This window comes from Enterobacter sp. ECC-219 (assembly GCF_043966805.1).
GTDB classification, from domain to species: Bacteria; Pseudomonadota; Gammaproteobacteria; order Enterobacterales; family Enterobacteriaceae; genus Enterobacter; species Enterobacter cloacae_N.
In genome coordinates this window covers 94,907-120,184 of record NZ_CP143680.1, presented here as the reverse complement: position 1 = coordinate 120,184, position 25,278 = coordinate 94,907, and the positions used below count along the sequence as shown (strand labels likewise).

Sequence of the window (25,278 nt, the reverse complement as noted above, 5' to 3'; positions counted from 1 at the left end):
TCCTAAGCATGACGGAGGAGAAGGATTCGCGCGAATATGTCACGAAAATTTGAAGATTAGGCGATTTTCACCAGCGCGCGACCATGGAACTGGTTATCCATAATCTTACTGGCATATTCAGGTGCCTGGCTGAGCGTAATTTCGGTGGCGCTCTGCGTATAGAAAGATTCCGGCAAATCGCGCACCAGACGCTCCCATGCCTCAGTACGGCGAGCCGCAGGCGTCATCACGGAATCCACGCCCTGCAGGCGGACATTACGCAGAATAAATGGCATCACGGTCGTTGGCAGGGCAAATCCGCCCGCCAGGCCGCAGGCTGCCACGCAGCCGCCGTAGTTCATCTGCGCCAGGACTTTTGCCAGCACCTTATCACCGACGGTATCGACCGCGCCTGCCCAGACCTGTTTTTCCAGCGGGCGGGTCTCGGCAAACTCATCGCGGCCAAGAATGCGGCTGGCACCGAGCTGACGCAGATAATCATGCGTGCTTTCACGGCCGGACACCGCCGCAACCTGATAACCCAGCTTGTGCAGCAGCGTGACCGCCGTGCTCCCCACGCCACCGCTGGCCCCGGTCACAACAATTTCACCTGACTCAGGGCGAACACCCGCCTCTTCCAGCGCCATCACGCACAGCATGGCAGTAAAGCCTGCGGTACCGACGATCATCGCTTTGCGGCCATCCATGCCTTTCGGCATGGGCACCAGCCAGTCACCCTTCACGCGCGCCTGCGTTGCCAGGCCGCCCCAGTGATTTTCGCCCACGCCCCAGCCGGTGAGCAGCACCTGCTGGCCCGCATGGAAACGGGGATCTTCGCTGCTATGAACCCGGCCAGCAAAATCAATACCCGGCACCATAGGGAAATTTCGGATGATTTTACCCTTACCGGTGATCGCCAGCGCATCTTTATAATTTAAACTGGACCAGTCGATGTCGACGGTAACTTCGCCTTCCGGCAGGCGAGTCTCTTCTACGGCCTGTACTGAGGCAAGCGTTTTGCCGTCCTGCTGTTCTAAGATTAAAGCCTGCATACGGGGTCCTCACGGCTCAGATGATTGGAAAATAGTTCCTGAAGACTATACTCGCTCAGGGTAAAGCAATGCCGATTTAACGCAATAAATTGCCAGATACGCCAGGTTTGGTAGTATGCCGCATTTGAAATGCAAGTTAGCGCTTACTCGCTACCCCATCAACCCACGGAGTAATCTCAAGGATGCGATTAACGACGAAGTTCTCGGCTTTTATCACCCTGCTGACGGGGCTTACCATCTTTGTCACGCTTCTTGGTTGCTCTCTGAGCTTTTATAACGCCATTCAGGACAAACTGGTCAACCGGGTGCAGTCCGTTGCGTCGGTCATTGATACGCGTCTGTTGACCACTCCACTTCCTGAGCTTTCCCGGGAGCTGGATGAGTTGATGGTGCCGGTTGATATTATCCAGATCGACATTCAGCAGGGAAAGCATCCGGTTTTAAGCCATGAACGGCAGGACAGCTATCGACCTGCGGGTGTGGTGAGCCAGTATCGGGAAGTGACGGTGCACTCCCTCAAAAATCCGGGTATGACCATACGCATGGTCTACCTTGATCCGATGGCCAGCTATTTCCGTTCCATGATGACCACCGCGCCGCTCACTGTCGCCGTCGCCTTCATTATTTTGCTGATTTTCCTCGCGGTCCGCTGGCTGCGCCGCCAGCTCTCTGGTCAGGAACTGCTGGAGATCCGCTCCGTACGTATCCTGAACGGTGAACGCGGCCCGCAGGTTCGCGGCTCGGTCCATGAATGGCCGTCACGCGCCAGCAGCGCGCTGGATACGCTGCTCTCAGAAATCCAGTTTGCCAGCGACCAGCGCAGCCGTATGGATACGCTGATCCGCTCTTATGCCGCGCAGGATAATAAAACCGGCCTTAACAACCGCCTTTTCTTTGACAACCAACTCGCCACGCTGCTCGACGACCCGGAGAAAGTGGGCACGCACGGGGTGGTGATGATGATTCGCCTGCCTGATTTCGATCTGCTGCGCGACACATGGGGGCAGCGGGCGGCGGAAGAAAATCTCTTTACGCTGATCAACCTGCTCTCCACCTTTATTCTGCGCTACCCGGGGGCTCTGCTGGCCCGCTACCACCGCAGCGATTTTGCCGTATTGCTGCCGCACCGCACGCTGAAGGAATCAGAAAGTATTGCCAGCCAGCTGCTGAAGGCCGTCGACGCGCTGCCGCAGAGCAAAATGCTCGACAGAGACGATATGGTCCATATGGGGATCTGCGCCTGGCGCGGCGGACAGTCGACAGAACAGGTGATGGAGCATGCGGAAGCGGCCACCCGCAACGCCGTGCTACAGGGGGCGAACGGATGGGCTGTCTATGATGATTCGCTGCCAGAAAAAGGCCGCGGAAACGTGCGCTGGCGTACGTTGATTGAGCAAATGCTGAGTCGTGGTGGGCCACGTATATATCAAAAACCGGCGGTCATGAAAAACGGCTATGTCCATCACCGGGAATTGATGTGCCGTATTTTCGACGGGACGGAAGAGGTTATTTCTGCGGAATATCTGCCAATGGTGCTGCAATTTGGGCTCTCCGAAGAGTATGACCGCCAGCAAATTACACGCTTGATTCCGTTTTTATCATTCTGGCCGGAAGAGAATCTGGCGTTACAGGTCACCGTTGAGTCATTAATACGTCCGCGTTTTCAGCGCTGGCTGCGTGATACATTAATGCAATGCGAAAAATCGCAACGCAAACACATTATTTTTGAACTTGCTGAGGCGGATGTAGGTCAACACATCAGCCGGTTGCGTCCAGTGGTCCGTTTGATCAACGCGCTCGGTGCGCGTGTCGCGGTAACGCAGGCTGGTTTAACGCTGGTTAGTACCAACTGGATCAAGGAGCTGGATGTGGAGCTATTAAAGCTACATCCGGGGCTGGTAAGAAATATTGAAAAGCGCACGGAAAACCAGCTGCTGGTTCAGAGTTTGGTTGAAGCGTGCAAGGGAACACGAACACAGGTATTTGCCGCAGGCGTGCGCTCCAGAGGCGAATGGCAGATGTTAACAGAGCGCGGGGTGACGGGCGGTCAGGGCGATTTTTTTGCCGCCTCTCAGCCGCTTGACACCAACGTGAAAAAATATTTGCAAAGATACTCTGTTTGACCTGCCGTTTACGTTGTTTTCACGTAGAATATCGCGCCTGTAGCTTTGAGTATGTCGAGCAAAAAGCCAGTGAACGACCTTTAACGGGTTACAAATGCCAGTGAGGAACACGACTGTTTACTCAGCCCTGAGGGAGTCAGGGGATGAATTTGTAACATCAGGAAACGTACTGCACAAATTTTCACCGTTGCAGATGATTTTTGCGCCTTGTCGCTGCTGCGTGTGGTTGGTAAAGTAAGCGGATTTTGTTTTCCGCCCCAGCTTTCAGGATTATCCCTTAGTATGTTGAAAAAATTTCGTGGCATGTTTTCCAATGACCTGTCCATTGACCTGGGTACCGCGAATACCCTTATTTATGTAAAAGGACAAGGCATCGTATTGAATGAGCCTTCTGTTGTGGCCATTCGTCAGGATCGTGCAGGCTCGCCGAAAAGCGTGGCCGCAGTGGGTCATGACGCGAAGCAGATGCTGGGTCGTACCCCTGGCAACATCGCCGCCATTCGCCCAATGAAAGACGGCGTTATCGCTGATTTCTTCGTGACTGAAAAAATGCTTCAGCACTTCATCAAGCAGGTTCACAGTAACAGCTTCATGCGCCCAAGCCCGCGTGTTCTGGTGTGTGTGCCGGTTGGCGCAACCCAGGTAGAACGTCGCGCAATCCGTGAATCTGCCCAGGGGGCAGGTGCACGTGAAGTGTTTCTGATTGAAGAGCCAATGGCTGCGGCCATCGGTGCTGGCCTGCCTGTTTCCGAAGCTACCGGTTCTATGGTGGTGGATATCGGTGGCGGTACCACTGAAGTGGCCGTGATCTCTCTGAACGGCGTGGTGTACTCCTCTTCCGTACGTATCGGTGGTGACCGCTTCGATGAAGCCATCATTAATTATGTGCGCCGTAACTACGGCTCTCTGATCGGTGAAGCCACCGCAGAGCGTATCAAACACGAAATCGGCTCTGCGTATCCGGGCGATGAAGTGCGTGAGATCGAAGTACGTGGTCGTAACCTGGCGGAAGGTGTGCCACGCGGTTTTACCCTGAACTCCAACGAAATTCTGGAAGCACTGCAGGAACCACTGACGGGCATCGTGAGCGCGGTAATGGTTGCGCTGGAGCAGTGTCCACCAGAGCTGGCGTCCGATATCTCCGAGCGCGGTATGGTTCTGACCGGTGGTGGTGCGCTTCTGCGTAACCTCGACCGCCTGTTGATGGAAGAGACAGGTATTCCTGTCGTAGTTGCAGAAGATCCACTGACTTGCGTCGCCCGTGGTGGTGGCAAGGCGCTGGAAATGATCGACATGCACGGCGGCGACTTGTTCAGCGAAGAGTAGTCATGGTGAAAGGGTAGCGAATCGCTACCCTTTCTCTCTGACACGAGAATACGCATAGCCTATGAAGCCAATTTTTAGCCGTGGCCCATCGCTACAGTTTCGCCTCATTCTGGCGGTTCTGGTTGCGCTTGGCGTCATTATTGCCGATAGCCGCCTCGGTACGTTCAGCCAGATCCGAACGTACATGGATACCGCCGTCAGTCCTTTCTACTTTATATCAAATGGTCCCCGTGAACTGCTCGACTCCGTTTCTCAAACGTTGTCTTCACGAGACCAGCTCGAACTTGAAAACCGGGCATTACGCCAGGAACTGCTGCTGAAAAACAGCGAACTGCTGATGCTGGGGCAATACAAGCAGGAAAACGCGCGTCTGCGTGAACTGCTCGGCTCGCCGCTGCGTCAGGACGAGCAGAAGATGGTTACCCAGGTGATCTCCACCGTGAACGACCCCTACAGCGATCAGGTTGTGATCGACAAAGGGAGCGTGAACGGGGTGTATGAAGGTCAGCCCGTCATCAGTGATAAGGGCGTAGTAGGCCAGGTTGTTGCCGTCGCCAAACTGACCAGCCGCGTGCTGCTGATTTGTGACGCCACGCACGCACTGCCGATCCAGGTCCTGCGTAACGATATCCGCGTGATTGCGGCCGGTAACGGCTGCACGGACGATCTGCAGCTGGAACACCTGCCGGCTAACACGGACATCCGTGTCGGCGACGTGCTGGTGACGTCCGGTCTGGGTGGACGCTTCCCTGAGGGCTACCCGGTTGCGGTGGTCTCTTCGGTTAAGCTGGATACTCAGCGTGCGTACACCGTGATTCAGGCCCGTCCAACCGCCGGTTTACAGCGTCTGCGCTACCTGCTGCTGCTCTGGGGTGCCGATCGTAACGGTGCTAATCCGATGACGCCTGAAGAGGTGCATCGCGTGGCGAACGAGCGCCTGATGCAGATGATGCCGCAAGTTCTCCCGCCAGCGGACTCTATGGGGCCGCCTGCGCCAGTGCCCGCGCCGGCAACCGGTTTAACGCAGCCGCTGCCGGACGCGCCGCCACCGCCTAAACTCTCTTCGGGAGGGCAGTAGTGGCAAGTTATCGTAGCCAGGGACGCTGGGTCATCTGGCTCTCGTTCCTCATCGCACTGTTGCTGCAGATTATGCCCTGGCCGGATAACATTCTCGTTTTCCGGCCAAACTGGGTCTTGCTCATTTTGCTTTACTGGATCCTTGCCCTGCCGCACCGCGTAAATGTCGGCACGGGTTTTGTGATGGGTGCCATACTGGATCTCATTAGTGGCTCTACGCTGGGCGTGCGCGCCCTGTCCATGAGCATTATTGCGTACCTCGTCGCACTGAAATTCCAGCTCTTTCGTAACCTCGCGCTCTGGCAACAGGCCCTGGTCGTGATGCTGTTGTCGCTTGCTGCGGATATCGTTGTTTTCTGGGCAGAGTTTTTAGTGATCAACGTCTCTTTCCGACCGGAAGTGTTCTGGAGTAGTGTAGTAAATGGTGTGCTCTGGCCGTGGCTATTCCTGCTGATGCGTAAGGTTCGCCAGCAGTTTGCTGTGCAATAAAAGGTTTCTATGACGTCTCTGTATCTTGCTTCCGGCTCCCCGCGCCGTCAGGAACTCCTGACGCAGTTAGGGGTCTCTTTTGAACGCATCGTGACCGGCATTGAAGAAAAACGTGCTGAGGGCGAAAGTGCTCAGCAGTACGTGTCTCGCCTGGCACGCGAGAAAGCGCAGGCGGGCGTGGCCTGCGTGCCGCGCGATCTGCCCGTGCTGGGAGCAGATACCATCGTTATCCTTAACGGTGAAGTCCTTGAGAAACCGCATGACGCAGCCGATGCGGCGCGCATGCTGCGCAAAATGTCCGGACAAACGCATCAGGTGATGACAGCCGTCGCGCTGGCGGACAGCCAGCACGTGCTGGATTGCCTGGTGGTTACGGATGTCACGTTCAGAGTGCTAACCGACGACGAGATCGCCGCTTATATCGCCAGCGGTGAACCGATGGATAAAGCAGGTGCATACGGTATTCAGGGGCTGGGTGGCTGTTTTGTCAGGAAGATTAATGGCAGCTATCACGCCGTAGTCGGCTTACCGCTGGTGGAAACGTATGAGTTGCTGAGTAATTTTAACTCACTGCGTGAGGGAAGGGATAATTATGACGGCTGAATTGTTGGTAAACGTAACGCCATCGGAAACCCGTGTGGCCTATATTGACGGTGGCATTCTTCAGGAAATTCATATTGAGCGTGAAGCGCGGCGCGGAATAGTAGGCAATATCTACAAAGGTCGTGTCAGTCGTGTACTGCCGGGTATGCAGGCGGCTTTTGTAGATATTGGACTGGATAAGGCGGCATTTTTACATGCCTCCGACATCATGCCGCACACCGAGTGCGTCGCGGGCGAAGAGCAAAAGCAGTTTGCCGTGCGCGATATTTCTGAACTGGTGCGTCAGGGACAGGATCTGATGGTGCAGGTGGTGAAAGATCCCCTCGGTACCAAAGGTGCCCGTCTGACCACCGACATCACCTTACCTTCCCGCTATCTGGTCTTTATGCCTGGCGCGTCGCACGTGGGTGTTTCGCAGCGTATTGAGAGCGAAAGCGAGCGCGAGCGTCTGAAGAAAGTGGTCAGCGCCTACTGCGATGAACAGGGCGGGTTTATTATCCGCACTGCCGCAGAAGGGATCAGCGAAGAAGACCTGGCGTCGGATGCGGCTTACCTGAAGCGCGTCTGGACCAAAGTGATGGAGCGTAAAAAACGCAACCAGACCCGCTACCAGCTCTATGGTGAACTGGCGCTTGCGCAGCGCGTGCTGCGTGACTTTGCCGATGCGCAGCTCGACCGCATCCGCGTGGACTCTCGCCTGACGTATGAAGCGCTGCTGGAGTTTACCGCTGAATACATCCCGGAAATGCCGGGCCTGCTGGAGCATTACACCGGGCGTCAGCCGATCTTCGATCTCTATGACGTCGAGAACGAGATCCAGCGCGCCCTGGAGCGAAAGGTCGAACTGAAGTCCGGCGGGTACCTGATCATCGATCAGACCGAAGCGATGACCACCGTTGATATCAACACCGGTGCGTTTGTCGGCCATCGCAATCTGGATGACACCATCTTCAACACCAACATCGAAGCCACGCAGGCAATTGCGCGCCAGCTTCGTCTGCGCAACCTCGGCGGCATTATCATCATCGACTTTATCGATATGAGTAATGAAGACCATCGCCGTCGCGTGCTGCACTCGCTGGAGCAGGCGCTGAGTAAAGATCGCGTTAAGACCAGCATCAACGGTTTCTCACAGCTGGGGCTGGTAGAAATGACGCGCAAGCGTACCCGTGAAAGCGTTGAGCATGTGCTGTGTAATGAATGCCCAACCTGCCATGGACGCGGAACGGTAAAGACGGTTGAGACCGTCTGCTACGAAATTATGCGTGAAATCGTCCGTGTGCATCATGCCTACGACTCCGATCGTTTTCTGGTCTATGCTTCCCCTGCGGTGGCTGAAGCGCTGAAAGGCGAAGAGTCGCACGCGCTGGCGGAAGTGGAAATCTTTGTCGGCAAACAGGTAAAAGTACAAATTGAACCGCTCTATAACCAGGAGCAGTTTGACGTCGTAATGATGTAAAACGCAGTTCGCTGCGTGACGAAAGCTGACAAGGAGAGATGCGTGAGGCGATTGCCGGGGATTTTATTGCTTACAGGGGCAACGCTGGTCGTGATTGTCGCGTTGCTCGTGAGCGGGCTACGCCTCGTTTTACCGCATCTGGACAGCTGGCGTCCGCAGCTGCTGGCGAAAATCGAATCCACCACCGGCGTGCCGGTGGACGTAAGCCAGGTCAGCGCCAGCTGGCAGAATTTTGGTCCGACGCTCGATGTCCGGGACATCAACGCAAGCCTGAAAGACGGCGGCTATCTGAAAATCAAACGCGTAACCCTGGCGCTGGACGTCTGGCAAAGCCTGCTGCATCTGCGCTGGCAGTTTCGCGATCTCACCTTTTATCAACTCCAGTTTCTGACCAATACGCCGCTGACGGGCGGTGATAACAATCAGGGCCTCGAAGCCAACCGCTTCAGCGATCTCTTTCTCCGCCAGTTCGATCATTTCGATCTCCGTGACAGCGAAGTGAGCTTTATTACACTTTCCGGCCAGCGCGCCGAGCTGGCGATCCCGCAGCTAACCTGGCTCAACGGTAAGGATCGGCACCGCGCCGAGGGGCAGGTTAATCTTTCCAGCCTGAACGGCCAGCACGGCGTCATGCAGGTGCGTATGGACCTGCGGGACGATGATGGCCTGCTAAACAACGGTAAAGTCTGGCTGCAGGCCGACGATGTGGACGTGAAGCCCTGGCTCGGCGACTGGTTACAGCAAAATATGCAGCTGGAAACCGCCCGTTTCAGCCTTGAGGGCTGGATGACCCTGACGAAAGGGAAATTTGCCAGCGGCGATATCTGGCTGAAGCAGGGGGGCGCGAGCTGGAAGGGCGAAAAACAGCAGCATCAGCTTTCCGTCGATAACCTCACCGCGCACGTGACGCAGGAGAAAGAGGGCTGGCAGTTTGCCATCCCCGATACGCGTATCACGATGGACGGCAAGCCGTGGCCGCGCGGTGCGCTGACGCTGGCCTGGATGCCAGAGCAGGACGTGGGCGGCGCGGTCAGCAAACGCAGCGATGAGCTGCGCATCCGCGCCAGTAACCTGGATCTGGCGGCCATTGAAGGCTTGCGCTCGATGGCCGCAAAACTCTCTCCGGACCTGGGCGAGATCTGGCTGGCGACGCAGCCGAGCGGAAATATTGATTCTCTGGCGCTGGATATCCCGCTCCAGGCGACGGAAAAAACCCGTTTCCAGGCATCCTGGAAAGACCTTGCCTGGAAGCAGTGGAAGATGCTACCGGGTGCGGAGCATTTCAGCGGCAAGCTGGAAGGCAGCGTGGATAACGGCAGGCTGACGGCCAATATGCACAACGCCAAAATGCCTTACGAGACGGTCTTCCGCGCGCCGCTGGAGATTGAACAGGGCAGCGCTGTGCTTAACTGGCTACGTAACGACAAAGGTTTCCAGCTTGATGGCCGCCATATCGATGTGAAAGCCAAAGCGGTTCACGCGCGCGGCGATTTCCGCTATCTGCAGCCTGCAGGTGATGAGCCGTGGCTGGGCATTCTGGCCGGGATCAGCACCGATGACGGCTCTCAGGCCTGGCGATACTTCCCGGAAAACCTGATGGGTAAGGCGCTGGTCGACTATCTGAGCGGCGCAATTCAGGGCGGTCAGGCGGACAATGCCACGCTGGTCTACGGCGGTAACCCGCATCTTTTCCCGTACAAACATAATGAAGGCCAGTTTCAGGTGCTGGTGCCGCTGCATAACGCGACCTTCGCGTTCCAGCCGGGCTGGCCCGCGCTGAAAAACCTGGATATCGAGCTTAACTTCCTCAACGACGGACTATGGATGAAGTCCGACAGCGTGGCGCTGGGCGGCGTGACGGCCAGCAACCTGACGGCCAACATCCCGGACTACTCAAAAGAGAAGCTGCTGATTGATGCCGACATCAACGGCCCGGGGAAAGCGGTGGGACCGTACTTTGAGGAGACGCCACTGAAAGAGTCGCTGGCGGCGACCCTTCAGCAGCTCCAGCTCGATGGCGATGTGAATGCTCGCTTACATCTTGATATCCCTCTGGACGGTGAGATGACCACCGCCAAAGGTGACGTCCGGCTGAAGAACAACAGCCTGTACATTAAACCGCTTGATAGCACCCTCAAAAACCTCAGCGGACAGTTCAGCTTTGTGAACGGTAATTTGAAAAGCGAGCCGCTTACCGCCAGCTGGTTTAATCAGCCCGTGAATATCGATTTCTCGACAGCCGAGGGGCAAAAGGCTTATCAGGTGGCCGTCAATCTGGACGGCAACTGGCAGCCGTCGCGTATGGAGGTCCTGCCGAAGCCGATTGAGGCGTCAGTGGCGGGCGCGGTCGCCTGGCAGGGCAAAGTGGCAATCGATCTGCCTTATCATGCGGGGGCACAGTATAAGGTCGACATTACGGGTGACCTGAAGAATATTCGAAGCCAGCTGCCTGCGCCGCTGGATAAACAGGCCGGACAGTCGCTGCCGGTGAAGCTTAACGTGGATGGCAATCTGGACAGCTTCGCGCTGACCGGAAGCGCGGGCGGAACAAACCACTTCAACAGCCGCTGGCTGCTTAACCGCAAGCTCACCCTCGACAAAGCCATCTGGACGACGGACAGCAAAACCACGCCGCCGTTGCCTGAGCATGCGGGTGTTGAGCTTAACCTCCCGCCGATGGACGGCGCGGAGTGGCTGGCGCTGTTCCAGAAAGGCGTTGGGCAAAACGTTGATGAGGCCGCCCAGTTCCCGCAGACCATTACCGTACGCACGCCGTCGCTGATGCTGGGCGGACAGCAATGGAACAACCTGAGCATTGTCTCTCAGCCAACCGCTAACGGCTCAAAAGTGGAGGCACAGGGCCGGGAGATCAACGGCACGCTGACCATGCGCAACAACGCGCCGTGGCAGGCAGCGATTCGCTATCTCTATTACAACCCGGCCGCCGCGGGTAAAGATAAACCGGCGAATGCCTCGCCGCTGAGTAATACTTCCCGCGTCGATTTTAGCGGCTGGCCCGATGTGCAGCTGCGCTGCGCGGAGTGCTGGCTGTGGGGGCAAAAGTACGGCCGTATCGACGGTGATTTTGCCATCCAGGGGAATACGCTCAAGCTCTCCGGTGGATTGATCGACACTGGCTTTGGCCGCATGACGGCGGGCGGGGAATGGGTGAATAACCCGGGCGAGCAGCGAACGTCCCTGAAGGGTGACATTAAAGGCAACAAGCTGGATGCGGCAGCCAACTTCTTTGGCATCAGCACGCCGCTGCGCGGTTCGTCATTTAACATCAATTACGATCTTCACTGGCGTGATGCCCCCTGGAAGCCGGACGAAGCGTCACTGAACGGCATTCTGAAAACACACTTTGGCAAAGGCGAAATCGCCGACGTGAGCACGGGGCGCGCCGGACAGATCCTGCGCCTGCTGAGTTTTGATGCGCTGCTGCGCAAGCTGCGCTTTGATTTTAGCGACACCTTCAGCGAAGGCTTCTACTACGATTCCATCAGAAGTACGGCGTGGATCAAGGACGGCGTTCTGCACACGGACGACACGCTGGTGGATGGCCTTGAAGCGGATATCGCCATGAAGGGCTCGGTCAACCTCGTGCGTCGCGAGCTGGATATGGAAGCCGTGGTGGCGCCGGAAATTTCCGCGAGCGTTGGCGTGGCGGCGGCCTTTGTGGTGAACCCGATTGTCGGTGCGGCGGTGTTTGCCGCCAGTAAAGTGCTGGGGCCGCTGTGGAGCAAGGTCTCCATTTTGCGCTACCGCATTACCGGTCCGGTCGATAAACCGCAGATTAACGAGGTGCTGCGCCAGCCGCGCAAAGATGCACAGCAATGATTTGACGTGGGCAGGTAATTGCCTCACTCTCAATAAATACGATCTTTATACCGCCACGGGCGGCAACGAACGAGTAGCAATACGATGAGTCTGAACCTGGTAAGTGAACATTTGCTCGCAGCGAACGGCCTGAGCCATCAGGACCTGTTCTCCATTCTTGGTCAACTGACCGAACGCCGTCTCGACTACGGCGACCTTTATTTCCAGTCGAGCTATCACGAATCCTGGGTTTTAGAAGACAGCATCATCAAAGATGGCTCTTACAACATCGACCAGGGCGTCGGCGTGCGTGCCGTGAGCGGCGAAAAAACCGGTTTTGCCTATGCCGACCAGATAAGCCTGGCCGCGCTTGAGCAGAGCGCGCAGGCCGCGCGTACCATTGTGCGCGATGCCGGCGATGGTCGCGTGAAAACTCTGGGTGAAGTGCAGCACTCTGCGCTCTATACCAGCATCGATCCGCTGCAGAGCATGAGCCGTGAAGAGAAGCTGGACATTCTGCGCCGCGTGGACAAAGTGGCGCGTGCCGCCGACAAACGCGTGCAGGAAGTCTCCGCCAGCCTGAGTGGTGTGTATGAACTGATTCTGGTGGCGGCAACGGACGGTACGCTGGCGGCCGATGTGCGTCCGCTGGTGCGTCTTTCAATCAGCGTGCAGGTCGATGACGACGGCAAACGCGAGCGCGGCTCAAGCGGCGGCGGCGGCCGTTTCGGCTATGACTGGTTCCTGGGCGACGTTGACGGCGAAGCGCGCGCTGACGCGTGGGCAAAAGAAGCCGTGCGCATGGCGCTGGTGAACTTGAATGCCGTCGCGGCGCCAGCCGGAACACTCCCGGTGGTGCTGGGCGCAGGCTGGCCGGGCGTGCTGCTGCACGAGGCGGTGGGCCACGGTCTGGAAGGCGATTTTAACCGTCGCGGAACGTCCGTGTTCAGCGGCCAGATCGGGCAGCTCGTCTCCTCTGAGCTTTGCACCGTGGTGGATGATGGTACCATGCGCGATCGTCGCGGCTCGGTGGCTATCGACGATGAAGGTACGCCAGGCCAGTACAACGTGCTGATCGAAAACGGCGTGCTGAAAGGCTATATGCAGGACAAACTCAACGCGCGCCTGATGGGCGTAGCGCCAACGGGTAACGGCCGTCGTGAATCCTACGCGCACCTGCCGATGCCGCGCATGACCAACACCTACATGTTACCGGGCAAATCCACACCGCAGGAGATTATCGAATCCGTGGACTACGGTATCTTTGCGCCAAACTTTGGCGGCGGCCAGGTGGACATCACTTCCGGTAAGTTTGTTTTCTCCACGTCAGAAGCGTATCTGATCGAGAAAGGAAAAGTGACCAAAGCGGTCAAAGGTGCGACGCTGATTGGCTCCGGTATTGAAGCCATGCAGCAGATCTCCATGGTCGGCAACGATCTGAAGCTGGATAACGGCGTGGGCGTCTGCGGTAAAGAGGGCCAGAGCCTGCCGGTTGGCGTGGGCCAGCCAACGCTGAAAGTGGACAACCTGACGGTGGGCGGCACGGCGTAATTTTCTCCCCCCTCACCCCGGCCCTCTCCCCAAAGGGGCGAGGGAGAAAAGACCGCACGGAGCAGTCCCCTCTCCCCGTTGGGGAGAGGGTTAGGGTGAGGGGAAAGACCTATTCTTTCCTTCTTCCCCGCATCCCCTGAAACAGCTCCGCCACGTCCACAAAATACTCGGTCAGATAGTTAATACACACCTGTACCTTGAGCGGGAGTTTGTCTTTTTCGGTATACAGGGCGTACACCGGACGCGGATCGGACTGGTAGCGCGGGAAGAGGATCTCCAGCACGCCACTGTTGATCTCGTTGATCACCCACATTAACGGCACGTAGGCGATCCCGGCACCGGCCACCAGCCAGCGCGAAATGGTCATCGGATCATTAGTAACAAACCGTCCTTCCGGCAGCAGTTTGGTAGAGATCCCTTCCGGTGCAATCAGCTCAAATTCATTATCGGGCCGCACGCTGTACTCCAGCCACGAGTGGTTGGTGAGATCGGCGGGTTTCTCCGGAACGCCGTACTGCGCCAGATAGCTTTTCGAGGCGCAGACGACCATCGGCATGCTGCCCAGCCTGCGCGAGAACAGGCTGGAATCCTGCAGAGCGCCGACGCGGATCACCACGTCCAGCCCGTCGGCAATCAGGTCCGGCGCGGGAATGCCCGTCACCAGATTTACCGTTAATCCTGGATACTCCTTCAGCATGTCTGCCGTCATGGCAGCAAGAACATTTTGTGCCATAGTTGAAGAACACCCGATGCGCAGCGTGCCGATGGGGGTGTTGTTGAAGGCATAGAGCTGCTCATGAACATCCTGCACTTCATGCATCATGCGTCGGCAACCCTGATAGTAAATTTTACCCGCTTCCGTCAGCCCAATGCTGCGGGTACTGCGGTTGAGCAGCTTAACCTGAAGCTCATCTTCCAGTTTGGACACCGTCTGGCTGATGGATGAGACGCTCATCTGAAGCTGGCGTGCTGCGGCGGTAAACGAGCCCAGTTCAACCACTTTGGCAAAGACCGACATGCGTTTTAAACGTTCCATTGTTCACTCTGGCTTAAAAGTGATTTAGATCACATATTATAGATAACAGCATAACAGTTACGTTAATATATTATTAATTACATAACGGCTGCGCCATTCTCGCCCGGCGTTTCTTGCTCTCCTGCGGTGGCGTGCGCTAAAAAATTCTGAAGCCTGCACTCTCTCTTATCAAGGTTAACATGAGTCTGTTTCCCGTTATCGTGGTGTTCGGTCTGTCGTTCCCACCGATATTTTTCGAGCTTCTTTTATCACTGGCGATCTTCTGGCTGGTGCGCAAGGTGCTGGTCCCTACCGGGATCTACGATTTTGTCTGGCACCCTGCATTGTTCAATACCGCGCTGTATTGCTGCCTGTTTTACCTGATATCGCGCATGTTTGTCTGAGGTTGATGTGAAAACGCTAACAAGAAAAATCTCCCGCACTGCCATCACAATGGCGCTGGTTATCCTCGCCTTCATCGCTATTTTCCGTGCCTGGGTCTACTACACCGAATCACCGTGGACGCGTGATGCACGCTTCAGCGCCGACGTGGTGGCAATAGCCCCTGACGTGGCCGGTCTTATCACGGCTGTCAACGTTCACGATAACCAGCTCGTGAAAAAAGATCAGGTCCTGTTCACCATCGACCAGCCTCGCTACCAGAAAGCGCTGGAGGAAGCGGAAGCCGACGTGGCCTATTACCAGGCGCTGGCCGCTGAGAAACGCCGCGAGGCGGGTCGTCGTAACCAGCTGGGCGTACAGGCCATGTCCCGCGAAGAGATAGACCAGTCCAACAACGTGCTGCAAACCGTGCTGCACCAACTGGCGAAAGCGCAGGCAACGCGCGATCTGGCGAAGCTCGACCTGGAGCGTACCGTGATCCGCGCGCCAGCCGATGGCTGGGTGACCAACCTCAACGTTTATGCCGGGGAGTTCATTACCCGCGGCTCAACCGCCGTGGCGCTGGTTAAGCAGAACTCCTTCTACGTGCTCGCCTATATGGAAGAGACCAAGCTGGAGGGGGTTCGTCCTGGTTACCGGGCTGAAGTCACGCCGCTTGGCAGCAACCGCGTCTTTAAGGGCACCGTCGACAGCGTTGCCGCAGGGGTAACCAACTCCAGCAGCTCTAACGATGCCAAAGGGATGGCGACGGTGGACTCCAACCTGGAGTGGGTGCGTCTGGCACAGCGCGTGCCGGTACGTATTCATCTGGATGAACAGCAGGGCAACTTGTGGCCAGCGGGCACTACCGCGACGGTGGTGATCACCGGCGAAAAAGATCGGGATGCCAGCCAGGATTCGCTCTTCCGTAAAATTGCCCACCGCCTGCGCGAGTTTGGTTAATCGCCATGGGTATCTTTTCCATCGCCAGCCAGCACATTCGCTTCGCCGTGAAGCTGGCGTGCGCCATTGTGCTGGCGCTGTTTGTCGGCTTCCATTTCCAGCTTGAAACCCCTCGCTGGGCGGTGCTCACCGCCGCGATTGTTGCGGCGGGCCCTGCCTTCGCCGCGGGCGGGGAGCCCTACTCTGGTGCGATCCGCTATCGCGGGATGCTGCGTATCATCGGAACCTTTATCGGCTGTTTCGCGGCGCTGACCATTATTATTCTGATGATCCGCACGCCGCTGCTGATGCTCATGGTGTGCTGTATCTGGGCGGGTTTCTGCACCTGGATTTCGTCTCTGGTAAAAGTGGAGAACTCCTACGCCTGGGGGCTGGCGGGCTATACGGCGCTAATTATTGTTATCACGATCCAGTCCGAACCCTTGCTCGCGCCGCAGTTTGCCGTGGAGCGCTGCAGCGAGATTGTGATTGGTATTGTCTGCGCGATCGTGGCTGACCTGCTTTTCTCCCCGCGCTCGATCAAGCAAGAGGTGGATCGCGAGCTGGACGCGCTGATCGTTGCCCAGTACCAGCTGATGCAGCTGTGCATTAAACACGGCGACAGCGAAGAGGTGGATAAAGCGTGGAGCGGGCTGGTACGCCGTACGCAGGCCCTGGAAGGGATGCGCAGCAACCTCAATATGGAGTCGTCGCGCTGGGCCCGGGCGAATCGTCGCCTTAAAGCCCTTAACACCGTCTCTCTGACGCTGATTACCCAGGCGTGCGAAACCTATCTCATCCAGAACACTCGACCGGAAGCGGTTACCGATACGTTCCGCGAACTGTTTGCCGAGCCGGTAGACACCGTACAGGACGTGCATAAGCAGCTTAAGCGCATGCGCCGTGTGATTGCCTGGACCGGGGAGCGTGACACGCCGGTGACCATCTACACCTGGGTCGGCGCCGCGACGCGCTATCTGCTGCTGAAACGCGGTGTAATCAGTAACACTAAAATCAGCGCGGCGGAAGAAGAGGTGCTCCAGGGCGAAGTGGTGATCAAGGCGGAATCTGCCGAGCGGCACCACGCGATGGTCAACTTCTGGCGTACCACGCTTGCCTGTATGCTCGGTACGCTTTTCTGGCTGTGGACGGGCTGGACGTCCGGCAGCGGCGCGATGGTGATGATTGCTGTCGTGACCGCGCTGGCGATGCGTCTGCCTAACCCGCGCATGGTCGCCATTGATTTCCTCTACGGCACCATTGCCGCTCTGCCGATAGGCGCGCTCTATTTCCTGGTCATCATTCCGTCGACGCAGCAGAGCATGCTGCTGCTCTGTATCAGCCTGGCGGTAATGGCGTTCTTTATCGGCATTGAGGTACAAAAGCGGCGACTGGGATCGCTGGGGGCGCTGGCGAGTACGATTAATATCATCGTGCTGGATAACCCGATGACCTTCCATTTCAGCCAGTTCCTCGACAGCGCTTTAGGTCAGCTTGTTGGGTGTTTCCTGGCGATGATGGTGATTCTGCTGGTACGGGATAACTCGCAGGCCCGGACGGGGCGCGTGCTGTTGAACCAGTTCGTGTCGGCTGCCGTGTCGTCGATGACCACCAATACCGCGCGCCGTAAAGAGAACCACCTGCCCGCGCTCTATCAGCAGCTTTTTTTACTGCTGAACAAGTTTCCGGGGGATATCGCGAAGTTCCGCCTGGCATTAACCATGATCATTGCGCACCAACGTCTGCGTAACGCGCCGGTGCCGATCAACGACGATCTCTCGGCCTTCCACCGTCAGCTGCGTCGTACCGCCGACCATGTGCTTTCCGCCAGCAGCGATGATAAACGCCGCCGTTACTTTACCCAACTGCTTGAAGAACTCGATATTTATCAGGAAAAGCTCAAACACTGGCAGGCGCCGCCACAGGTGACAGAGCCGGTAGGGCGGCTGGTGTTTATGCTGCATCGCTACCAGAATGCCCTAACTGATAACTGACCGACGTAAAAAACCGACGCCAAAAGCGTCGGTTTTTTTGTGGCTATACTTATTCCAGCACGTACTTACATTCAGGAAGGGAGGACACATGACGACCCAGGCGCTTCAGGACAACACCCTTTTTCAGACCGGCTATCTGGTTAACGGCCTCTGGAAAACGCTGGACACAACGTTTGATGTGCTGAACCCCGCGACCGGTGAGGTCATCGCTAAAGTTGCGAAAGCGGGTAAAGCGCAAACCGAAGAAGCGATTGCAGCGGCCACCAAAGCCTTCCCGGCATGGCGTGCCAAAACCGCGAAAGAGCGTTCGGCCATTCTTTACCGCTGGTACGAACTGATTATTGAGAATAAAAGTTGGCTCGGGCGGTTAATGACCACCGAGCAGGGTAAGCCCCTGAAAGAGGCGGAAGGGGAAGTGGAGTACGCCGCCAGCTTTATCCAGTGGTTTGCCGAAGAGGCCAAACGCGCGAACGGTGAAATTATTCCGCCGATCAAGCCCGGCTCGCGCATTCTTGCGACCCGTGAGCCCATCGGCGTCGTCGCGGCCATCACGCCCTGGAACTTCCCGATGGCGATGCTCACCCGCAAGTTAGGCCCGGCGCTGGCGGCCGGATGTACCGGCGTCATCAAACCGGCAAATAACACGCCGCTCAGCGCCTTTGCGCTGCTGACTCTGGCAAAACAGGCGGGCGTGCCGGATGGCGTGCTCAACGCGGTGGCCGGAAACACCCATGAGATCAGCGATGCGATCATGGCCAGCCACGACGTGCGTAAAATCTCCTTTACCGGTTCAACCTCCGTCGGCAAAACGCTGGTGCGTAACGCCGCGGAAACCATGAAAAAAGTCTCCATGGAGCTGGGGGGAAATGCCCCGTACATCGTTTTCGAGGATGCAGACATTGACGCAGCGGTTAAGGGCGCTATCGCCAACAAGTTCCGCAATGCGGGGCAGGTTTGCGTCAGCGTGAACCGCTTCTACATTCAGGAAACCGTCTACGACAAGTTTGTGAATAAGCTCGCTGATGCGGTTAATACCCTTAAGGTGGGGAATGGTCTTGAAGAGGGCGTGGTCGTTGGGCCGCTGATCGAACCTGCGGCGGTCAACAAGGTGCGCGAGCACGTTGAAGATGCTGTCGCACGGGGGGCGACCGTGCTGGCGGGTGGTAAACCCCATCCTCTGGGCGGCAATTTCTGGATGCCAACCGTGTTGGGCGACTGCCACGAAGGCATGAAGCTGGCAGAGGAAGAGACGTTTGGCCCGGTTGCGGCCTGTTTCCGCTTCACCTCGGAAGACGAAGTCATCCAGCGCGCCAACAACACGCCCTACGGGCTGGCGGCTTACTTCTACACCCAGAACCTCTCCCGGGTTTTCCGCGTTTCGCAGGCAATCGAGAGCGGGATGATTGGCATTAACGAGTGCGCCGTTTCTACCGAGCTGGGGCCTTTTGGCGGCGTGAAAGAATCCGGTCTTGGACGTGAGGGATCCGTGCTGGGGCTGGAAGAGTATCTGGAAGTTAAAACCCTGCATATCGGGGGATTATAATAGACAGGGCGGCATCTGCCGCCCGCCTGGACTGGGTGGCTGGCAATGAAAACTTATACGTTTGATTTTGACGAAATCGACAGTCAGGAAGACTTTTATCGGGAATTTATCCGGGCGTTTGATCTTGAACGGGAAAGCGTGACGAATCTGGATACGCTTTGGGATGTGGTCACCGGCAGTATGTTGCCGCTACCGCTGGAGATTGAGTTTATTCATCTTCCTGAAAAGCTGCGCAGACGTTTTGGCGCGCTGATATTGCTGTTCGATGAAGCAGAAGAAGAGCTTGAAGGGCAGTTGCGCTTTAACGCGCGGCATTGAATGAAAAAAAGCCCCTGACCACGAGGCCAGGGGCAAGTCGTATGATGAGATACGACGAGGGTTTATTTATACAGTTCAGCCGTGGCATGCCAGTGGTCACCCTGATTCAGTTCGGTGACGCGATAGCTGCTGGCGCCTGCTTTTTCAGCTTTGGCGGCAAGCTCCTGACGAATGTCCATCGGGGAGCCGGTGACTGACGTCACGGAGACGCTGCCCATTGGCTGCAGATTTTGTGCCTGATCGGCATTCACTTGCTGTACGGCTGCGCTTGCGCCGAAAGAGAGAACGGATGCCAGACCCAGGGTTGCGATGATCAATTTGGTTTTCATAGTCTTTACTCCTGAACAGGTTTTTTGCTCAACGGCGAGAAGGGTTGTACCGCTATTTTTATGCCTGGTGCCGTTGAGTGGAGAGTTACGTCTTCAGTGATTACTAAAACTTATTTGTACAGCTCGGCGGTGGCGTGCCAGTGGTCACCGGAACGCGCTTCGATGATGCGATAGGATGAGGCACCTTTTTCTTCCGCTTTTTTGTTCAGCATTTCATGCATGTCCATTGGAGACGTGCCAACAGCGCCGACAGAAACCGTACCGATTGCCTCACGGGACTGCGCCTGGTCAGCATTAATAGCGTCAGCCGCGAAAGCACCGAAGGACAGGACAGACAGGACGCTCAGCGCCGCTACAGTTGTTTTGATTTTCATGATTCTTACCTCGTCGAATTTTTTAGTGGGGTCTTGTTTCGTGACCCTCATCACAAAATCAAGTATACACTAATAACGCCAAAAATTAATACCAGACTAATGGTTTCCCTTGTTATTACGTGTTAAACACCCGTTTTTTTATAACCAAATTGCATATTATTGGGTGTTTTATGAGCAGTCTGTGCTGATATTTATAAGTAAATCATAGGGATATTGCATTTTGATTTTTTGTGCGATTTACGGGATTGTTATTCACTGGGTGAATGTTAATGAGTGGTAAAAAGCACTAATCGTCAAAGCAGGGGCAGTGAAATAAAGGGGAAAATGATATGAGAGCAGAATGATCCCCGCAGCGGCGCTACGGGGAGAGAGCATTACAGTTCCTGTTCGAACAGAACCAGAATCGCTTCGTGGAGATCCTTTACGGAGAAACCGCTAGCCGGAGTGGTAAAGATGGTGTCATCACCGGCAATGGTACCGAGGATACCCTCTGTTTTACCTAACGAGTCCAGCATGCGAGCAATCAGCTGCGCGGCGCCCGGGCTTGTGTGGATGACCACAACGGCGTCGTTATAGTCGATATCCAGAACCAAATTCTTGAGCGGGCTGGAGGTGGTCGGCACGCCAAGTTCTGCCGGCAGGCAATAGACCATCTCCATTTTGGCGTTGCGGGTACGCACTGCGCCAAACTTGGTTAACATGCGGGAGACTTTCGACTGGTTGATGTTATCGAAGCCTTGTTCCTGCAGCGCCTGAACAATTTCTCCCTGAGAACTGAATTTCTCTTCTTTAAGTAGCGCCTTAAACGCCTTTACTAATTCTTCTTGCTTAGACGAGCTTCGCATAAGTCACCCGGAATATGACGAAAGAAACAACATTATTATGCATGTGGATGAATTTTTATGCAAATTATCTGCTCAGCGGCAGGCTGAAATAATGTTATGAAAGGGAGAGATTTTATCAGATTTCGTTATCAGAAAACATGCCTGGGTCACGCCGCGCAAATAAGCTTAAAAGTAAATTAAATGTTATCAAAATGATGTTGTTTTGGTGGCGGGGCAGGGTGTATTGTAACCACCTCTTAATTCGTTGCCATCTGGCGTCAGATAGCTTTCTGGTGAGAGATAAAGTCGTGCGACCTCAAATTCTTTAGCTTCGAAAATTGTAATTAAAGACTTGCTGATTTAAGGTCGCGGCAACGGATTTACAGATACTTAAGTTAACCATAATAAGGAGTTTAGGATGAAAGTCGCAGTCCTCGGCGCTGCTGGTGGTATCGGCCAGGCGCTTGCCCTACTACTGAAAACCCAACTGCCTTCAGGCTCAGAACTCTCCCTGTACGATATTGCTCCGGTAACCCCAGGCGTGGCGGTTGACCTGAGCCACATCCCGACCGCTGTAAAAATCAAAGGCTTCTCCGGTGAAGATGCGCGTCCTGCGCTGCAGGGTGCTGATGTGGTCCTGATTTCTGCAGGCGTGGCGCGTAAGCCAGGCATGGATCGTTCAGACCTGTTCAACGTCAACGCGGGCATCGTGAAAAACCTGGTGCAGCAGATCGCTGAAGTGTGCCCGAAAGCGTGCATCGGTATCATCACTAACCCGGTGAACACCACCGTTGCTATCGCAGCCGAAGTGCTGAAGAAAGCGGGTGTTTACGACAAAAACAAACTGTTCGGCGTGACCACGCTGGATATCATCCGTTCCAACACCTTCGTTGCTGAGCTGAAAGGTAAACAGCCAACAGAAGTGGAAGTGCCGGTTATCGGCGGCCACTCTGGCGTGACCATTCTGCCTCTGCTGTCGCAGATCCCAGGCGTAAGCTTCACCGAGCAGGAAGTGGCTGACCTGACCAAACGTATCCAGAACGCGGGCACCGAAGTGGTGGAAGCGAAGGCGGGTGGCGGTTCTGCAACCCTGTCTATGGGCCAGGCGGCTGCCCGTTTCGGTCTGTCACTGGTTCGCGCCCTGCAGGGTGAGAAAGGCGTTGTTGAATGCGCTTACGTTGAAGGCGACGGCGAACATGCCCGCTTCTTCTCTCAGCCGCTGCTGCTGGGCAAAAACGGTATTGAAGAGCGTAAGTCTATCGGTACGCTGAGCGCGTTTGAGCAAAACGCGATGGAAGGCATGCTGGACACGCTGAAGAAAGATATCACCCTGGGTGAAGAGTTCGTTAACAAGTAAAACGCACGCCACCCGATAAAAAAACGGAGCTTATCGCTCCGTTTTTTTTATGCTTATCAGTTAGTGGCCGGGTATTCCTGAACCGTCACGTGCAGCGTCAGTTTCTTATCGTTACGCATGACTTCCACAGGGATGATAGAGCCAGGGCGAATTTCGGCCACCTGGTCCATCGTCTCCAGCGCAGAGACTGCCGGCGTGCCGTTGACCGAGACGATGACATCGTTAACCTGAATCCCCGCATTAGCCGCCGGGCCACCCGGTGCGACCTCGTTGACGACGATGCCCTGAATCTGATCGATACCGCCGCCCTGAGTATGCATCGGCGCAATTTCGCGCCCGCCGATACCGATATAGCCGCGTATCACGCGCCCGTCGCGGATCAGCTTATCCATAATCTTGGTCGCCAGCTGGAACGGAATAGCAAAGCCGATCCCTTCTGGCGTCTCGCCGTCGTTGCTTTTATCGAATGAGAGGGTGTTGATGCCCATCAGTTCGCCCAACGAGTTGACCAGAGCGCCGCCGGAATTACCGTGGTTGATTGACGCATCCGTCTGCAGGAAGTTCTGCCGTCCTGACGGGTTGAGGCCAATGCGGCCGGTTGCGCTGATGATCCCCTGGGTAATCGTCTGTCCGAGGTTATAAGGGTTACCGATAGCCAGAACGACGTCGCCAATGTGAGGCGTGCGTTTGCGGTTGATCGGAATGACCGGCAGGCCGCCCGTGGCGTTAATCTTCAGCACGGCCAGGTCGGTGAGGCTGTCTGAACCCACAAGCAACGCCTCAAACACGCGACCATCCTGCAGGGCGACGATGATCTGATCGGCATCGTTGATCACGTGTTTGTTCGTAATAATGTAGCCGCGCTCGTCCATAATCACCCCGGAGCCAAGGGTGCGGATCTCCAGCTGGTTATGTGCTGAGCTATTAAGGCCGCGGTTATAAACGTTAACCACGGCAGGGGCGGCACGGCGAACGGCCTGGTTATAGGTCGCCGGCGTTTCATCCGTGCTGTCAAACTGGGGAGCCGACAGCTTATTGAACTGACGCAAAGACGGCATCGCCAGCAGCAGCAGGCCAGCGACAATCAAACCGATGACAGTGGAACGTAAGAGCTTTAAAAGCATGATGCGCGTGTCGTGAAAAAAGGAACGGTTTGCAGCATAACATGAGTTATCCGGACATCACACGCAGCGGTGATGTCCGGAATCGCAAATGCTTAGCGCAACAGAATGTAGATAGACTCATTGCCACGCATGACCTGCAGGGCAATGACCGCCGGTTTACTCTCCAGCACCTTGCGCAGTTCGGCAATGGACTGCACGCGATTACGGTTCACGCCAATGATGACGTCTTCCTGGTGCAATCCGGCCTGCGCGGCAGGGCTGCTCTTCTCGACGGTGTCGAGGCGAATGCCTTTCGTACCGTCTTTCAGCTGCCCGTCGCTCAGCGTTGCCCCCTGCAGCGCCGGGGCGATAAGCTCCGCGCTGGCAGATGACGAGGTGCTCTTATCCAGCGTCACTTCGACGTTCAGCGGCTTACCGTCACGGATCAGGCCCAGCTTCACCTTGGCCCCCGGTTCGGTGGTGGCGATACGCGAACGCAGTTCAGCAAAGCTGCTCAGCGGCTTGTCGTTAAGGCTGACGATCACATCGCCCGATTTGATGCCTGCTTTTGCCGAGCCGGAGTTTGGCAGCACTTCACTGACAAACGCACCGCGTTGCACGTTAATATTGAACGCTTTCGCGATATCCGCGCTCATCTCCATACCTTTGATGCCCAGCAGCCCACGTTTGACTTCACCGAACTGAATAAGCTGCTGCGACAGCGTTTTAGCCATATTGCTCGGGATCGCAAAGCCAATCCCAATGCTGCCGCCGCCCGGGGCCAGAATCGCCGTGTTAATGCCAATCAACTCGCCGTTAAGGTTAAGCAGTGCTCCACCGGAGTTTCCACGGTTGATTGAGGCATCGGTCTGGATGAAGTTTTCCAGACCTTCCAGATTCAGGCCGCTACGTCCCAGCGCCGAGATAATGCCGGAGGTGGCGGTTTGCCCTAAACCAAAGGGGTTGCCGACGGCGACGGCAAAATCACCAACGCGCAGTTTGTCGGAATCCGCAATGGCAATCTGGGTCAGGTTGCTTGGGTTCTGCACCTGCAACAGCGCGATGTCGCTCTGGTCATCGCCGCCAATCAGTTTGGCGTCAAATTCACGACCATCGTTCAGCTGGACGCTGATTTTATCGGCCTGGCTGATGACATGATTGTTGGTCAGAATATAGCCTTTGGCCGCATCAATGATGACGCCAGAGCCCAGGCCTTCAAAAGGCTGAGCCTGCTGATTGGGGGACTCATCGCCAAAATATTTTTTCAGTTCATCCGGTACGCGCTGGCTTTGAACCGCCGTGCCTTCTACCTGAACGCTCACGACCGCGGGCAACACTTTTTCCAGCATCGGCGCGAGGCTGGGAATAGCTGCCTGTCCCGGCACCTGCGAAGGCAGCGCCGCACCGACAGGGAAGGACGCCGAGAGAGATAACCCGACACTTAACGCTAAAGCGCTCAACAGCTGGTTTTTTTTCTTCATTGATGCTGACTCTCGTATCCTGGAATGAAAGAAGAACGGCCCAAAATCATGATGATGTTATTGAATTTTATACCGCTGAACAATGAGGTGTTTGACTAAATAATAGCTGGGGACGGGAAGAAAGGACGGGCGCAAGAGA

Annotated in this window: 21 protein-coding genes; 14 read left to right on the top strand and 7 right to left on the bottom strand. The window is 56.1% G+C overall.

Annotated features, from left to right (window positions below; translation table 11 throughout):
* Nucleotides 1–56: 56 nt before the first annotated feature.
* Nucleotides 57–1,031: an MDR family oxidoreductase gene (locus V1603_RS00570; protein ID WP_163329767.1), complete on the bottom strand. Its 975-nt coding sequence runs from the start codon at nt 1,029–1,031 to the stop codon at nt 57–59.
* 182 nt (nt 1,032–1,213) lie between these two features.
* Between V1603_RS00570 and csrD the strand changes: the two genes are divergently transcribed.
* The 8 genes from csrD (at nt 1,214) to tldD (ending at nt 13,478) form a co-directional block, all read left to right on the top strand.
* Entirely contained in the window at nt 1,214–3,154 is a 1,941-nt protein-coding gene (gene csrD, locus V1603_RS00565; protein ID WP_192983834.1) for an RNase E specificity factor CsrD, read from the top strand.
* A 282-nt stretch (nt 3,155–3,436) separates the two neighbouring features.
* Complete coding sequence (gene mreB, locus V1603_RS00560; protein WP_000913396.1) at nt 3,437–4,480, top strand: rod shape-determining protein MreB; 1,044 nt, start codon at nt 3,437–3,439, stop codon at nt 4,478–4,480.
* Between the two features lie 61 nt (nt 4,481–4,541).
* Nucleotides 4,542–5,558, top strand: coding sequence for a rod shape-determining protein MreC (mreC, locus tag V1603_RS00555; RefSeq protein ID WP_032650442.1), 1,017 nt, complete (start codon nt 4,542–4,544; stop codon nt 5,556–5,558).
* Nucleotides 5,558–6,046, top strand: a complete 489-nt coding sequence (gene mreD, locus V1603_RS00550; protein ID WP_008502849.1) for a rod shape-determining protein MreD — start codon at nt 5,558–5,560, stop codon at nt 6,044–6,046. Before mreC ends, mreD begins: the two co-directional genes overlap by 1 nt.
* 9 nt (nt 6,047–6,055) lie before the next feature.
* The gene (locus V1603_RS00545) at nt 6,056–6,649 is read left to right on the top strand and encodes a nucleoside triphosphate pyrophosphatase (RefSeq protein WP_116343538.1); all 594 of its coding nucleotides are present in this window, start codon (nt 6,056–6,058) and stop codon (nt 6,647–6,649) included.
* Nucleotides 6,639–8,108: a ribonuclease G gene (gene rng, locus V1603_RS00540; RefSeq protein ID WP_008502847.1), complete on the top strand. Its 1,470-nt coding sequence runs from the start codon at nt 6,639–6,641 to the stop codon at nt 8,106–8,108. The genes V1603_RS00545 and rng overlap by 11 nt, the downstream gene beginning before the upstream one ends.
* A gap of 42 nt (nt 8,109–8,150) precedes the next feature.
* A complete protein-coding gene (yhdP, locus tag V1603_RS00535; protein WP_395313380.1) occupies nt 8,151–11,948 on the top strand; it encodes an AsmA2 domain-containing protein YhdP in 3,798 nt (1,265 codons plus the stop codon).
* 84 nt (nt 11,949–12,032) lie between these two features.
* Nucleotides 12,033–13,478: a metalloprotease TldD gene (gene tldD / locus V1603_RS00530; RefSeq protein WP_395313379.1), complete on the top strand. Its 1,446-nt coding sequence runs from the start codon at nt 12,033–12,035 to the stop codon at nt 13,476–13,478.
* 109 nt (nt 13,479–13,587) lie between these two features.
* Here the strand turns inward: tldD and aaeR are convergent, their stop codons facing one another.
* Nucleotides 13,588–14,514: an HTH-type transcriptional activator AaeR gene (gene aaeR, locus V1603_RS00525; RefSeq protein ID WP_116343535.1), complete on the bottom strand. Its 927-nt coding sequence runs from the start codon at nt 14,512–14,514 to the stop codon at nt 13,588–13,590.
* Nucleotides 14,515–14,693: 179 nt separating this feature from the next.
* Between aaeR and aaeX the strand changes: the two genes are divergently transcribed.
* From aaeX to V1603_RS00500, 5 genes are all read left to right on the top strand, one after another.
* A complete protein-coding gene (gene aaeX, locus V1603_RS00520; protein ID WP_003860416.1) occupies nt 14,694–14,897 on the top strand; it encodes a p-hydroxybenzoic acid efflux pump operon protein AaeX in 204 nt (67 codons plus the stop codon).
* Between the two features lie 7 nt (nt 14,898–14,904).
* Nucleotides 14,905–15,837, top strand: coding sequence for a p-hydroxybenzoic acid efflux pump subunit AaeA (gene aaeA, locus V1603_RS00515; protein WP_028014599.1), 933 nt, complete (start codon nt 14,905–14,907; stop codon nt 15,835–15,837).
* A 5-nt stretch (nt 15,838–15,842) separates the two neighbouring features.
* Complete coding sequence (gene aaeB / locus V1603_RS00510; RefSeq protein WP_116343534.1) at nt 15,843–17,810, top strand: p-hydroxybenzoic acid efflux pump subunit AaeB; 1,968 nt, start codon at nt 15,843–15,845, stop codon at nt 17,808–17,810.
* Nucleotides 17,811–17,898: 88 nt separating this feature from the next.
* Nucleotides 17,899–19,353 carry an NAD-dependent succinate-semialdehyde dehydrogenase gene (locus tag V1603_RS00505; RefSeq protein WP_116343533.1) on the top strand — a complete coding sequence of 485 codons (1,455 nt, stop codon included), beginning with the start codon at nt 17,899–17,901 and terminating at the stop codon, nt 19,351–19,353.
* Between the two features lie 45 nt (nt 19,354–19,398).
* Nucleotides 19,399–19,671 (top strand): barstar family protein, encoded by a 273-nt coding sequence (locus tag V1603_RS00500; protein ID WP_116343532.1) that lies wholly within the window; start codon nt 19,399–19,401, stop codon nt 19,669–19,671.
* A 62-nt stretch (nt 19,672–19,733) separates the two neighbouring features.
* On the opposite strand, the gene yhcN (V1603_RS00495) is transcribed toward V1603_RS00500, so the two are convergent.
* The 3 genes from yhcN (V1603_RS00495) to argR form a co-directional block, all read right to left on the bottom strand.
* Nucleotides 19,734–20,000, bottom strand: coding sequence for a peroxide/acid stress response protein YhcN (yhcN, locus tag V1603_RS00495; RefSeq protein WP_061096934.1), 267 nt, complete (start codon nt 19,998–20,000; stop codon nt 19,734–19,736).
* Nucleotides 20,001–20,110: 110 nt separating this feature from the next.
* Entirely contained in the window at nt 20,111–20,374 is a 264-nt protein-coding gene (yhcN, locus tag V1603_RS00490) for a peroxide/acid stress response protein YhcN (RefSeq protein WP_014885423.1), read from the bottom strand.
* Between the two features lie 374 nt (nt 20,375–20,748).
* Entirely contained in the window at nt 20,749–21,219 is a 471-nt protein-coding gene (gene argR, locus V1603_RS00485) for a transcriptional regulator ArgR (protein WP_008502836.1), read from the bottom strand.
* A gap of 397 nt (nt 21,220–21,616) precedes the next feature.
* Here argR and mdh point away from each other — a divergent pair, with 397 nt between their 5' ends.
* On the top strand, nt 21,617–22,555 hold the full coding sequence (mdh, locus tag V1603_RS00480; RefSeq protein ID WP_014885422.1) for a malate dehydrogenase: 939 nt from the start codon (nt 21,617–21,619) through the stop codon (nt 22,553–22,555).
* A gap of 56 nt (nt 22,556–22,611) precedes the next feature.
* On the opposite strand, the gene degS is transcribed toward mdh, so the two are convergent.
* Nucleotides 22,612–23,679, bottom strand: coding sequence for an outer membrane-stress sensor serine endopeptidase DegS (degS, locus tag V1603_RS00475; RefSeq protein WP_116343531.1), 1,068 nt, complete (start codon nt 23,677–23,679; stop codon nt 22,612–22,614).
* A 92-nt stretch (nt 23,680–23,771) separates the two neighbouring features.
* The gene (gene degQ, locus V1603_RS00470) at nt 23,772–25,139 is read right to left on the bottom strand and encodes a serine endoprotease DegQ (protein ID WP_116343530.1); all 1,368 of its coding nucleotides are present in this window, start codon (nt 25,137–25,139) and stop codon (nt 23,772–23,774) included.
* Nucleotides 25,140–25,278 lie beyond the last annotated feature (139 nt).

What these genes read in the sequence shown, in the direction of transcription:
- V1603_RS00570 (WP_163329767.1), bottom strand. Translation starts at nt 1,031, where the DNA reads ATGCAGGCTTTAATCTTAGAACAGCAGGACGGCAAAACGCTTGCCTCA.
- csrD (WP_192983834.1), top strand. Translation starts at nt 1,214, where the DNA reads ATGCGATTAACGACGAAGTTCTCGGCTTTTATCACCCTGCTGACGGGG.
- mreB (WP_000913396.1), top strand. Translation starts at nt 3,437, where the DNA reads ATGTTGAAAAAATTTCGTGGCATGTTTTCCAATGACCTGTCCATTGAC.
- mreC (WP_032650442.1), top strand. Translation starts at nt 4,542, where the DNA reads ATGAAGCCAATTTTTAGCCGTGGCCCATCGCTACAGTTTCGCCTCATT.
- V1603_RS00545 (WP_116343538.1), top strand. Translation starts at nt 6,056, where the DNA reads ATGACGTCTCTGTATCTTGCTTCCGGCTCCCCGCGCCGTCAGGAACTC.
- rng (WP_008502847.1), top strand. Translation starts at nt 6,639, where the DNA reads ATGACGGCTGAATTGTTGGTAAACGTAACGCCATCGGAAACCCGTGTG.
- tldD (WP_395313379.1), top strand. Translation starts at nt 12,033, where the DNA reads ATGAGTCTGAACCTGGTAAGTGAACATTTGCTCGCAGCGAACGGCCTG.
- aaeR (WP_116343535.1), bottom strand. Translation starts at nt 14,514, where the DNA reads ATGGAACGTTTAAAACGCATGTCGGTCTTTGCCAAAGTGGTTGAACTG.
- aaeX (WP_003860416.1), top strand. Translation starts at nt 14,694, where the DNA reads ATGAGTCTGTTTCCCGTTATCGTGGTGTTCGGTCTGTCGTTCCCACCG.
- aaeB (WP_116343534.1), top strand. Translation starts at nt 15,843, where the DNA reads ATGGGTATCTTTTCCATCGCCAGCCAGCACATTCGCTTCGCCGTGAAG.
- V1603_RS00505 (WP_116343533.1), top strand. Translation starts at nt 17,899, where the DNA reads ATGACGACCCAGGCGCTTCAGGACAACACCCTTTTTCAGACCGGCTAT.
- V1603_RS00500 (WP_116343532.1), top strand. Translation starts at nt 19,399, where the DNA reads ATGAAAACTTATACGTTTGATTTTGACGAAATCGACAGTCAGGAAGAC.
- yhcN (WP_061096934.1), bottom strand. Translation starts at nt 20,000, where the DNA reads ATGAAAACCAAATTGATCATCGCAACCCTGGGTCTGGCATCCGTTCTC.
- yhcN (WP_014885423.1), bottom strand. Translation starts at nt 20,374, where the DNA reads ATGAAAATCAAAACAACTGTAGCGGCGCTGAGCGTCCTGTCTGTCCTG.
- argR (WP_008502836.1), bottom strand. Translation starts at nt 21,219, where the DNA reads ATGCGAAGCTCGTCTAAGCAAGAAGAATTAGTAAAGGCGTTTAAGGCG.
- mdh (WP_014885422.1), top strand. Translation starts at nt 21,617, where the DNA reads ATGAAAGTCGCAGTCCTCGGCGCTGCTGGTGGTATCGGCCAGGCGCTT.
- degS (WP_116343531.1), bottom strand. Translation starts at nt 23,679, where the DNA reads ATGCTTTTAAAGCTCTTACGTTCCACTGTCATCGGTTTGATTGTCGCT.
- degQ (WP_116343530.1), bottom strand. Translation starts at nt 25,139, where the DNA reads ATGAAGAAAAAAAACCAGCTGTTGAGCGCTTTAGCGTTAAGTGTCGGG.